This window comes from Reyranella sp., from assembly GCF_036558665.1.
Lineage (GTDB): Bacteria > Pseudomonadota > Alphaproteobacteria > Reyranellales > Reyranellaceae > Reyranella.
Genome location: NZ_DATBFE010000020.1, coordinates 1 through 9335 on the forward strand (window position 1 = coordinate 1; position 9335 = coordinate 9335).

Consider the following 9335-nt stretch of genomic DNA (forward strand, 5'->3'; position numbering starts at 1 on the left):
CATCGCGACGACGATACTGGTTCTCATGGTCACCTCGTGTCGAGGATTGTACTCTCATCGGGCAGGGCTGGACCCCGAACGCCCCGTGAAGCGCGGCGGCCGCTTCTCGCGGAAGGCGGCCACGCCTTCCGCCCGGTCCGGCGTGCGGGCGGCGATCGCCTGGTTGCGCGCCTCCATGTTCAGGACGTCCTCGAGCGACATGCCGAGCCCCTGGTAGAGTCCCGTCTTGGCCAGCCCGTACGCCACGGTCGGCCCCTGGGCCAGCCGCTCGGCGAGCTTCACGGTCTCCTGCTCGAGCTGCTCCGCGGGGACCACGCGGTTCACGAGGCCGATCCGCAAGGCCTCCTGCGCGTCGATGATGTCGGCGAGCAGGATCATCTCCATGGCCTTGGCCGTGCCGACGAGGCGTGGCAGGAAATATGTCCCTCCGCCATCCGGCACCAGACCCACGCGCGCGAAGACCTCACCGAAGCGCGCGGTGTCGGACGCGATGCGCAGATCGGTGGCCAGGGCGATGTTCATGCCGGCGCCGGCGGCCACGCCGTTGATACTGCCGATGATCGGTTTGTGGAGACGCTGCATGCGAAGGATGCAGCGATTCAGGCGCTCGATGAGCGCCCCGCCTGGATCGCCGGCGAAGAACGACGGCGGGACCGCGGCGCCGTCGCGCTTCTGATCGCCGCCGGACGAGACTGCCCGTCCGGCGCCGGGAAGAATCACCACTCTCACCGCGGTGTCGGCCTCGAGCTCGATGAGGATGCGCTCGATCTCGCCCATCATCGCCTCGTTCATGGCGTTGAGGCTCTCGGGCCGGTTGAGCGTGAGGGTCACGATGCCGTCGTGACGCTGGTACAGAACGGGTCCGTTGGTCATTCGCGAGCTCCTTGAGACTGCGCCTTCAGTTCGGGTACACGATCGTGCGCAGCATGATCCGGCGCTCGTCCGGCCGGTAGTCGCCGGCGCCGCGGTGCATCGTCGCGCGCTCGTCCCAGATCAGGACGTCGCCGACGCGCCAGCGGTGATAGTAGACGAAGCGCTCCTGGGTCGCGTGAGCGGCGAGCTCGTCGATCAGCGGCCACGCCTCCTCCCGCTTCATACCCACGAAGCCATGCGTGTGCATGGGATTGACGAACAGGATCGACCGTCCGCTCACCGGATGCCGCGTGACGGCGGGCCACTTCACTTCCTCGTACTTCTTGTCGGTCGCACCCTTGTCGTCGCCATACAGCCGCTCGCCGGCGGGCCCAGAGGTGCGGCCGTGCAGACCGGTGAGGCCTGAGAGCAGCTGCTTGCGTGCGTCAGGCAAGGCGTCCCAGGCTGCGCGCATGTCGGCGAACATGGTGCCACCTTTCTCCGAGGGCACCTCCTTCGCGTGCAGCATGGCCAGCAGCGGCAGCGCGTCCTCGAACGTCGAATCGGTATGCCACGCCGTGGCGCGCTTGACGCCGTACCAGTCGATCTGGCCCGTCTCCTCCACGTTGGTCAGCCAGGAAACTTCGGGACAATCGATGTGACGATACTTCGTCAGCGCGTGGGGGCGCGGCGTGCCGAAGCGGCGGCCGAACGCGGCGAGCTCCGGCGCACCCAGGCTCTGATCGCGAAAGACCAGCACCGGGTGCTCGGCAAAGACCGCCGCGATCCCCGCGAAGGTATCCGCGTCGAGTGGCTTCGCCAGATCGATCCCGAGGACCTCGGTTCCGAGAGCCGCGCCGAGGGGACGAAGTTGCGGTGCCCGTGTCATGGTCGTCGATCCTCCACGGATGGTGACCAGTTCCAGCCCCACCAGGCGCACGCGGCCTGGCCCATGACAAGATGCTGGTCACGCTCTGCCAACCAGGGTAGCTCCTCGGTGAACATCGTCACGCACTGCCGCCACGAGCACGGCATCTTCGTGATGTCGGTCCCCCAGAACATGCGCGTCGGCCCGAAGGCGTCGTAGATCTGGCGCAAGTACGTGTGCATGCTAGTGAACGGATACGGTCCGCTGCAATAGCCTGGTGCGCCGGTGGCCTTGACGCCAATGTTGGGATGTCGCGCCAGCTTCACCAGCGCCGGCATGTGCTCCATCGCCGCGTCGTCCTTCAGCGTCGTGTTGCCGCCGCGACCGCCCAGATGGTCGATGGTCAACCGCAGGCCCGGATGGCGCTCGGCGATTCGGCCGATGTGCGGCAGCGAGTCCGTCGCCAGCATGGCGATCGGCACGCCGGCCCGCTCCGCAGCAGCCCACAACCAATCGAGCGTTCCATCGGCCAGCCAGCCCCGCATCGGCTCCGACAGAAAACCGTAGCGGAGGCCCAGCATGCCCGGCTGGCTCCGCCACTTCTCCACGAGTGCACGCTTGTCCGGCTGATTCAGCGGAAAGGAGCCGAGGATGGCGAAGCGGCCGGGAAAGTCTCCCACGGCCTTGAAGGCCATCTCGGTGGAGCTGGGGTCCCAACCCGGCGGGTGGATCACGGCAGCATCGATACGGCCCTCGTCCATGAGGCCCACCGCCTCCTCGGTGGTGAACGCGGTGACCTGGCGATGGGCCATGTTGCTGGGTAAACCGCTGCCCCAGAGATGGATCTGAGCATCCACGATGCGCATCCCGCTTCCCTTTCCTTGACCGGCATCGAGAGTATCCTGTCCGGACCGTGATACACCAGAGGCGGCGATCGAGTCCGGATATCCCGGCCGGGCCGCAAGACGATGTTCTGGATTTCCTGTGAGAGGAGAACCATGCTGAGAGCCACGATCCTGTTCCCGGTCGGTTTGTGCGCCAACCTTCTGATCGGCCTGCCCGCAATGGCGCAAGCACCGGCCGAAGTCACGCTGACACGCATCGAGTGCGGCACCGGCGCCACGCCGACGGACGTCGGCCAGCGCTTCACCGACACGTTCGCGTACAAGGACCTGAAGCTGACGTTCACGTTCAGCTGCTACCTGATCAAGCACGGCGGCGAATACATGGTGTGGGACACCGGCTTCGCCCCCGGCACGAATCCCAACGCGCCGAAGGTCGGCATCGCGGATCGTTTGAAGCAGCTCAGCGTTGCGCCCGACCAGGTCAAGTACGTCGGCATCAGCCACTTTCACGCCGACCATACCGGCCAGCTCGCGCCGTTCACGACCGCAACCTTGCTGATCGGCAAGGGCGACTGGGACCAGATCACCTCGCCGACGCCGATGCAGGGCGCCAATGTCGCGGGCTTCAAGAGCTGGATCGATGAAAAGCGGAAGGTCGAGCCGCTGACCGTGGACAAGGACGTGTTCGGCGACGGCAGCGTGGTCGTCCTCAGGATGCCGGGGCACACGCCGGGCCACAGCTCCCTGCTGGTCAGGCTGAAGGAGATGGGCCCCGTGCTGCTCACCGGCGACCTGGTCCACTTCCGCGAGAACTACGACAGTGGTGGCGTGCCGTGGTTCAACTTCGACCGCGCCGCCACGGTCGCCTCGATCGAGCGCATGAAGGGAATCGTCGCGAATATCAAAGCGACCGTTGTCATTCAGCACGATATGCGCGACATCGGCAAGCTGCCGGCGTTCCCGGCGGCCGCCAAGTAGCACCGCGATGCGGGTGGTAGTTTTCGGCGCCGGTGCCGTGGGCGGGCATCTTGCGGCGCGCCTCGCCGCGCATGGCCCGGCCGCGGGCATCGAGGTCGCGGCGGTCGCGCGTGGCCCGCAGCTTGCGGCGATGACCCAGCGCGGGATCACGCTGTGGATCGGCGAGGAGCGTACCTCCGCGCCGATCCACGCGACCGACCGGCCGGAGACACTGGGCCACCAGGACGTGGTCCTGGTCACGATGAAATCCTCGGTTCTGCCCGGAGCGGCCCAACCGCTGCGGACATTGATCGGGCCCGAGACCACCGTCATCTTCGCGATGAACGGGATTCCCTGGTGGTATCTCCACCGGCTCAAGGACGGCGGCATGCCGCGCCCCGACCTGTCACACCTCGACCCGGGAGGCGTGCTCGAGCGCGCGGTCGGGCTCGAGCGCGTCGTCGGCTGCATGATCAATTCGGCCAACGCCATCGCCGAGCCCGGCGTGATCCGCAACTCCCCTGGCACTAGGAATCGCTTCACGCTCGGCGAGCCCGACGGTACGATCTCGCGCCGGTTGCAGACGATCTCGCAGGCCTTCGAGCGCGCCGGCATTCCGACCCCGCTGACCGCGACGATCCGCGTCGACATCTGGGACAAGCTGGTGCGCAATCTCAGCACCAGCCCGATCTGTGCCCTGACCGGCGAGCCGATCGGTGTGCTCGGCCGTCACCCGGAGCTCTTCGCCCTCTCCAAGGCGCTGATGCGCGAGGGGCTGGCCGTCTGCGCGGCGTACGGCATCCACATCGACCTCGATCCCGAGCGGGCGTACGGCGCGCGGCCGAGCTCGACGCACAAGTCTTCGATGCTCCAGGATTTCGAGCGCGATCGCCCACCCGAGATCGACGGCCTGTTGACCGCGGTGCAGGCGTTCGCCCGCGCCGCGGGGATCGCAACACCGCATCTCGACGCGATCACCGCGCTGGTCATCGAGAAGGCGCGTCGGATGGGCCTCTACCCGCCGGCGGTCTGGTAGTATTGCAGCGATTCGATCACCCTCGGAGGGATTGCCGATGACTCGCGCGTACAACGCAGTCGACGCCGACGGTCATATCCTCGAGCCCCTCGATCTCTGGGACAAGTACATCGATCCCGAGTTCCGCGAGCGCCGGCCGCGATTCGTCATCGACGACAACGGCAAGGAACGCTTGAGCGTCGAGGGCAAGCTGCTCGGCAACCCGCGGGGGATCGGCAGCCTGGGTTCCGTCGGCGCCCGGCAGGGCATCGTCAAGCCCGGCACCCTGAAATATGCCGAGGGGCGCAAGGGCGGCTTCGATCCGCACGCGCGCATCGTCGACATGGATGCCGACGGCATCGACGCCGCCTTCCTCTATCCGAGCCTCGGCCTGTTCGCTGGCGCCGTGGAGGACCCGGGCCTGGCCGCCGCGATGTGCCGCGCCTACAACCGCTGGCTCGCCGACTACTGCAAGCCGTACCCCGAGCGTCTCTTCGGAGTCGCGATGCTGCCCATGCAGTCGGTCGAGCTGGCGATCGACGAGATGCGCTTCGCGCGCGAAACGCTCGGGATGCGCGGCGGGTTCCTGCGGCCCAACCCGTATCACGGCAAGAAGATGATCAACGACCCGATGTACGAGCCGTTCTGGAAGATGGCCGAGGACCTCGACTTCTCCATCGGCTTTCACGAGGGCTCGACCACCGCGATGCCGACCGTCGGCGTCGATCGGTTCGAGAACGACCGCGCGGCGCGCCACATGGTCTCGCACACGATGGAGATGATGCTGGTCGCGCTGAGCGTGATCTGGGGCGGTGTCGTCGACCGTCACCCGCGCTTGCGTATCGCGTTCCTCGAGTCGGGCGGCGGCTGGATCGCGCCGTGGCTCGACCGCATGGACCGCCACTTCGACGATCAGGGCTTCAACGAGTCCGCGCCGAAGACGCGGCCGAGCGAGCTGTTCCAGCGCAATTGCTGGATCTCGTTCGAGCCGGTCGAGAGCAGCATCGCGGTGCTGGCCAACTACATCGGTCCGCACAAGATCATGTGGGCCACCGACTATCCGCACTCGGACGGCTTCTTCCCGGGCGCGCCGCAGATGCTCCGCGACCGGCTCGGACCGCTGTCCGCCGAGGGGAAGCATCAGGTGCTGGCGGGCGGCGCGCTCGGCTTCTACGGCCTTGGCTAAGGCGTCGGCCGAGCTGCTGCGGCGCCGGCCTGGGGCCACAGTCGAGCCGGAGCTGGCGACCGCCCTGCCGAGCTGATGGCGGCGGCGATCCGGCTCGCCACGCCGGCCGACGGCGCCCAGCTGTCGGCGATCCACGCGCCGCTCGTCCGCGACACCGCGATCTCGTTTGAGGTCGACCCGCCCGACGCGGCCGAGATGGCGCGACGGGTGGCGGAGTCGCTGCCCACCTTTCCGTGGCTGGTGGCGGACGCCGCCGGCGAGGTGCTCGGCTAGCAGGATGACTGAGGCGATCCGCGTCGCCGTGCTGAACTTCGTCCACGAGACGGTGACGTTCCTGCCCAACGACACCACGCTCGACGACTTCGTCCATGACGGTTCGCCGGCCAGAGGCGAGGCGCTGCTCGCCTGGGAGCCGCGGTCCTACATGGGCGGCTTCGTGAAGGTGGCGCGCGAGCATGCCGACGTCGAGCTGGTCGGCATCGAATCGCCGCTCTGGCCCCGGACCGGTACGGGCTCGGGCTGGATCACGACCGAGGCCTACGAGCACTTTCTCGGCCGCATGCTCGCCGAGCTGAAAACCGGTGGGAGATGGCAGGGCGTCTATCTCGCCCTCCACGGCGCGATGGGCGTGCGCGGCGTGGCGCGGCCCGAGGCCGACATCGCCCGTCGCGTGCGCGAGGTCGTGGGCCGCGACGCCTTCATCGCCGGCACCTTCGATCCGCATGGCAACGAGGACGCGGAGTTCCTGCGCCAGGCCGACTTCGCGTTCTGCGCGAAATACTTCCCGCACTACGACAGCCGCCTGCAGGGCGAGCGCGCGGGCCGCATGCTGATCCGCGCCATCCGCGGCGACTACACCCCCGTCAGCGCCACGGTGAAGGTGCCGATCCTGACCGCGACAGTGCTGCAATGGACTGGCGCCTCGCCGTGGATGGACCTGGTCCAGCGCGCCCTCACCTGGGAAGCGCGTGAGCCCGACCTTTATATGAATGTCTTCTTCGGATTCCCCTTCGCCGACGTGCCGGATGTCGGCATGACGGTCCAGGCGATGACCAACGGCAAGCCCGAGCTTGCGCGCAAGGCCGCTGAGGACGTCGCAACCTGGGCATGGCGCCGGCGCGAGGCCCTGGTGAAGACGGCGACGGTGCACCCGATCCCCCACGGCGTGAAGCTCGCGAGGGAGGCGGTGGCGCGCGGTGCGTGGCCGGTAGTGCTGGCCGACCATTCCGACCGCTCCGGCTCGGCGACGTGGGTGCTGCAGCAGGTGATCGCGCAGGACCTCGGCGACGTGCTGATTGCCACCATCGCCGATCGCAAGGCCGTCGAGGCGGTCGTGGCTACAGGTCTGAAGGCCGGCGATCCGTTCGACACGGACGTTGGCGGCCTGGCCGACGAGTCCGCCGGCCAGCCCATGCGGATCAAGGGCACGATCGCGGGCGTGGCGCAGATGGCAGGCAGGCACTGGGTGAGCGTCGCCTTCGGGCGATGCAACGTGGTGCTAATCAGCGAGTACCTCACCCAGGTCATGGACCCGCTCGACCTGATGGGGCCGGGATTCACGATCGATCAGTTCAAGGTCTTCGCGATCAAGTCGCGCGTGCACTTCCGCCGCGGCTTCGACGATTCGGGCTTCGCCAAGACGATCCTGTTGGTCGAGCCGGAGCAGCCGTTCCTCGGCACGGTCCGGCTCGAGGCGCTGCCCTACCGGAACGTCGACATCTCCAGATTCTATCCGTACGGCGACGTCAGCTTTCCCTGAAACATGACGCTGCCCGTGTTCGAGACACCGCGTCTGACGCTGCGGTCCATCACCCCGCACGACGCCGAAGGCCTGCACGAGGCGTACGGCGATGCCGATGCCATGCGGCACTGGGACCACCCTCCATCGCGGGACGTGTCGCAGACGGCTGAGCGCATCCGCATGTCCGCTGAAGCCGATCCGCGCTGGCATGGCATGTGGGCGATCCAGACTCGTGCGGGCCGGTTCGTGGGCGCGATCAACTATCACGCGCACAACGAACAGCAACGGCGACTCGCGCTCGGGTGGATCGTGGTACCGTCGTGCTGGCGCCAGGGCCTCATGACGGAGGCGGCGCCGCCCGTGATCTCGCACTGCTTCACACGCCTGGATGTGCATCGGATCGAAGCGCGGATCGAGCCCGAGAATCTGTCGTCACGGCGGCTGGCGACGAAGCTCGGTTTCATCGAAGAGGGCACTCTGCGCGACTGGCTCTGCGCAGCGGGCGAGTTCCGCAGCGTCGTGATGTACAGCCTGCTGTGCACGGAATGGATGACGCGAGCGTGATCGAAGAGTGTCAAAGGAGCCGACCATGCTGATCGTCGACGCGCAGATTCATCTCTGGAACGCGGGCAACCCCACCAGCCCGTGGCACCGACAGATCCCCCGCTATCTCAAGGAAGACGCCCTGAAGGAGATGGACGCCGGCGGCGTCGATGCCGCCATCCTCACGCCCCACACGCCGTGGGATCCGAACGCGAACGAGCTCTGCATCGAGGCCGTGCGCGCGCATCCCGACCGGTTCGCGATCCTCGGCAACTTCCCCCTCGACAGGCCCGAGAGCCGCGCGCTGGTCGACACGTGGAAGCAGCGCCCGGGCATGCTCGGCTGCCGCTTCACCTTCATCGGGCCGGAGCAGGAGAAGTGGCCGACGGACGGCACCGTCGACTGGCTGTGGCCGGCGGCCGAGCGGGCCGGCCTGCCGATCGCGATGATGGCGGCGAACTTTCTGCCAAAGGTCGCCGAGGTTGCCCGGCGGCACCCGAACCTCAAGCTGATCCTCGATCACCTCGGCCGCCCGAGGGGGGACGCGAGCCCGACGGAGCGGTGGGCGAATCTGCCGGACGTGCTCGCGCTCGCGAAATATCCCAACGTCGCGATGAAGGCGACCGGCGCGCCGAGTTACTCCGATCAGCCCTACCCGTTTCGCGACATCCACGACAACCTCCACCGCCTCTACGACGCCTTCGGCCCCGCGCGCTGGTTCTGGGGCACCGACATCACGCGCATGCCCTGCCCGTGGCGTCCGTGCGTGACCTTGTTCACCGAAGAGCTGCCCTGGCTGAAGGGCCGCGATCTCGAGCTGGTCATGGGCCGGGCGGTCTGTGACTGGCTGGGATGGAAACGATAGGAGAGACGCCATGAGACCCAACAAGCTTCGCCAGCTCTTGAAGGACAACAAGCCGACCTTGTCCACCCACATCCACACCACGTGGCCGTCCGTTGTGGAAGCGATCGGCCACACGGGCCTCTACGACTACGTCGAGTTCGTCGGCGAGTACGGCCCCTTCGACCTGCACGACCTCGACAACCTGGCGCGAGCCGGCGACATCTACAACATGTCGATGCAGCTCAAGGTCGACCAGGAGCCCCGCGGCTTCCTCGCGCAGCGGGCGATCGGATCCGGCTTCCACAGCATCCTGTTCGCCGACTGTCGCTCCGCCGCCGACGTACAGGAGTGCGTGCGCATCGTGCGCGCGGAGACCCCGGAGGACAAAGGAACCTACGGCGTGGCCACCCGTCGGTTCACCTACATGGGCTACGGCGGCACCAAGGAGTACGTCCAGGCCCTGCGCGACATCGTCGTGGCCATC

At 67.5% G+C, this 9335-nt stretch carries 11 protein-coding genes; 8 read left to right on the forward strand and 3 right to left on the reverse strand.

The annotated features are described in order from the left end of the window. Positions 1-54: 54 nt before the first annotated feature. Genes VH499_RS03515 through VH499_RS03525 form a run of 3 tightly spaced genes read right to left on the reverse strand, consistent with a single transcriptional unit; the run spans position 55 to position 2586 of the window. Positions 55-873 carry an enoyl-CoA hydratase gene (locus tag VH499_RS03515; protein WP_332051303.1) on the reverse strand — a complete coding sequence of 273 codons (819 nt, stop codon included), beginning with the start codon at positions 871-873 and terminating at the stop codon, positions 55-57. A 25-nt stretch (positions 874-898) separates the two neighbouring features. Continuing rightward, positions 899-1741 (reverse strand): TauD/TfdA family dioxygenase, encoded by an 843-nt coding sequence (locus VH499_RS03520; protein ID WP_332051304.1) that lies wholly within the window; start codon positions 1739-1741, stop codon positions 899-901. After that, positions 1738-2586 carry an amidohydrolase family protein gene (locus VH499_RS03525; RefSeq protein ID WP_332051305.1) on the reverse strand — a complete coding sequence of 283 codons (849 nt, stop codon included), beginning with the start codon at positions 2584-2586 and terminating at the stop codon, positions 1738-1740. The genes VH499_RS03520 and VH499_RS03525 overlap by 4 nt, the downstream gene beginning before the upstream one ends. Positions 2587-2718: 132 nt before the next feature. On the opposite strand from VH499_RS03525, the gene VH499_RS03530 reads away from it, so the two are divergent. The 8 genes from VH499_RS03530 to VH499_RS03565 form a co-directional block, all read left to right on the forward strand. After that, on the forward strand, positions 2719-3543 hold the full coding sequence (locus VH499_RS03530) for an N-acyl homoserine lactonase family protein (RefSeq protein ID WP_332051306.1): 825 nt from the start codon (positions 2719-2721) through the stop codon (positions 3541-3543). 7 nt (positions 3544-3550) lie between these two features. Continuing rightward, entirely contained in the window at positions 3551-4558 is a 1008-nt protein-coding gene (locus tag VH499_RS03535) for a 2-dehydropantoate 2-reductase (protein WP_332051307.1), read from the forward strand. A gap of 37 nt (positions 4559-4595) precedes the next feature. Beyond that, on the forward strand, positions 4596-5723 hold the full coding sequence (locus tag VH499_RS03540) for an amidohydrolase family protein (RefSeq protein WP_332051308.1): 1128 nt from the start codon (positions 4596-4598) through the stop codon (positions 5721-5723). A 75-nt stretch (positions 5724-5798) separates the two neighbouring features. After that, entirely contained in the window at positions 5799-5996 is a 198-nt protein-coding gene (locus VH499_RS03545; protein WP_332051309.1) for a hypothetical protein, read from the forward strand. Positions 5997-6000: 4 nt separating this feature from the next. Beyond that, complete coding sequence (locus tag VH499_RS03550; protein WP_332051310.1) at positions 6001-7482, forward strand: M81 family metallopeptidase; 1482 nt, start codon at positions 6001-6003, stop codon at positions 7480-7482. A 3-nt stretch (positions 7483-7485) separates the two neighbouring features. Further along, positions 7486-8028: a GNAT family N-acetyltransferase gene (locus tag VH499_RS03555; protein WP_332051311.1), complete on the forward strand. Its 543-nt coding sequence runs from the start codon at positions 7486-7488 to the stop codon at positions 8026-8028. A gap of 25 nt (positions 8029-8053) precedes the next feature. After that, the gene (locus tag VH499_RS03560; protein ID WP_332051312.1) at positions 8054-8872 is read left to right on the forward strand and encodes an amidohydrolase family protein; all 819 of its coding nucleotides are present in this window, start codon (positions 8054-8056) and stop codon (positions 8870-8872) included. 10 nt (positions 8873-8882) lie between these two features. Further along, positions 8883-9335, forward strand: a 453-nt coding sequence (locus VH499_RS03565) for a hypothetical protein (RefSeq protein WP_332051313.1), incomplete at its 3' end; no start/stop codon positions are given.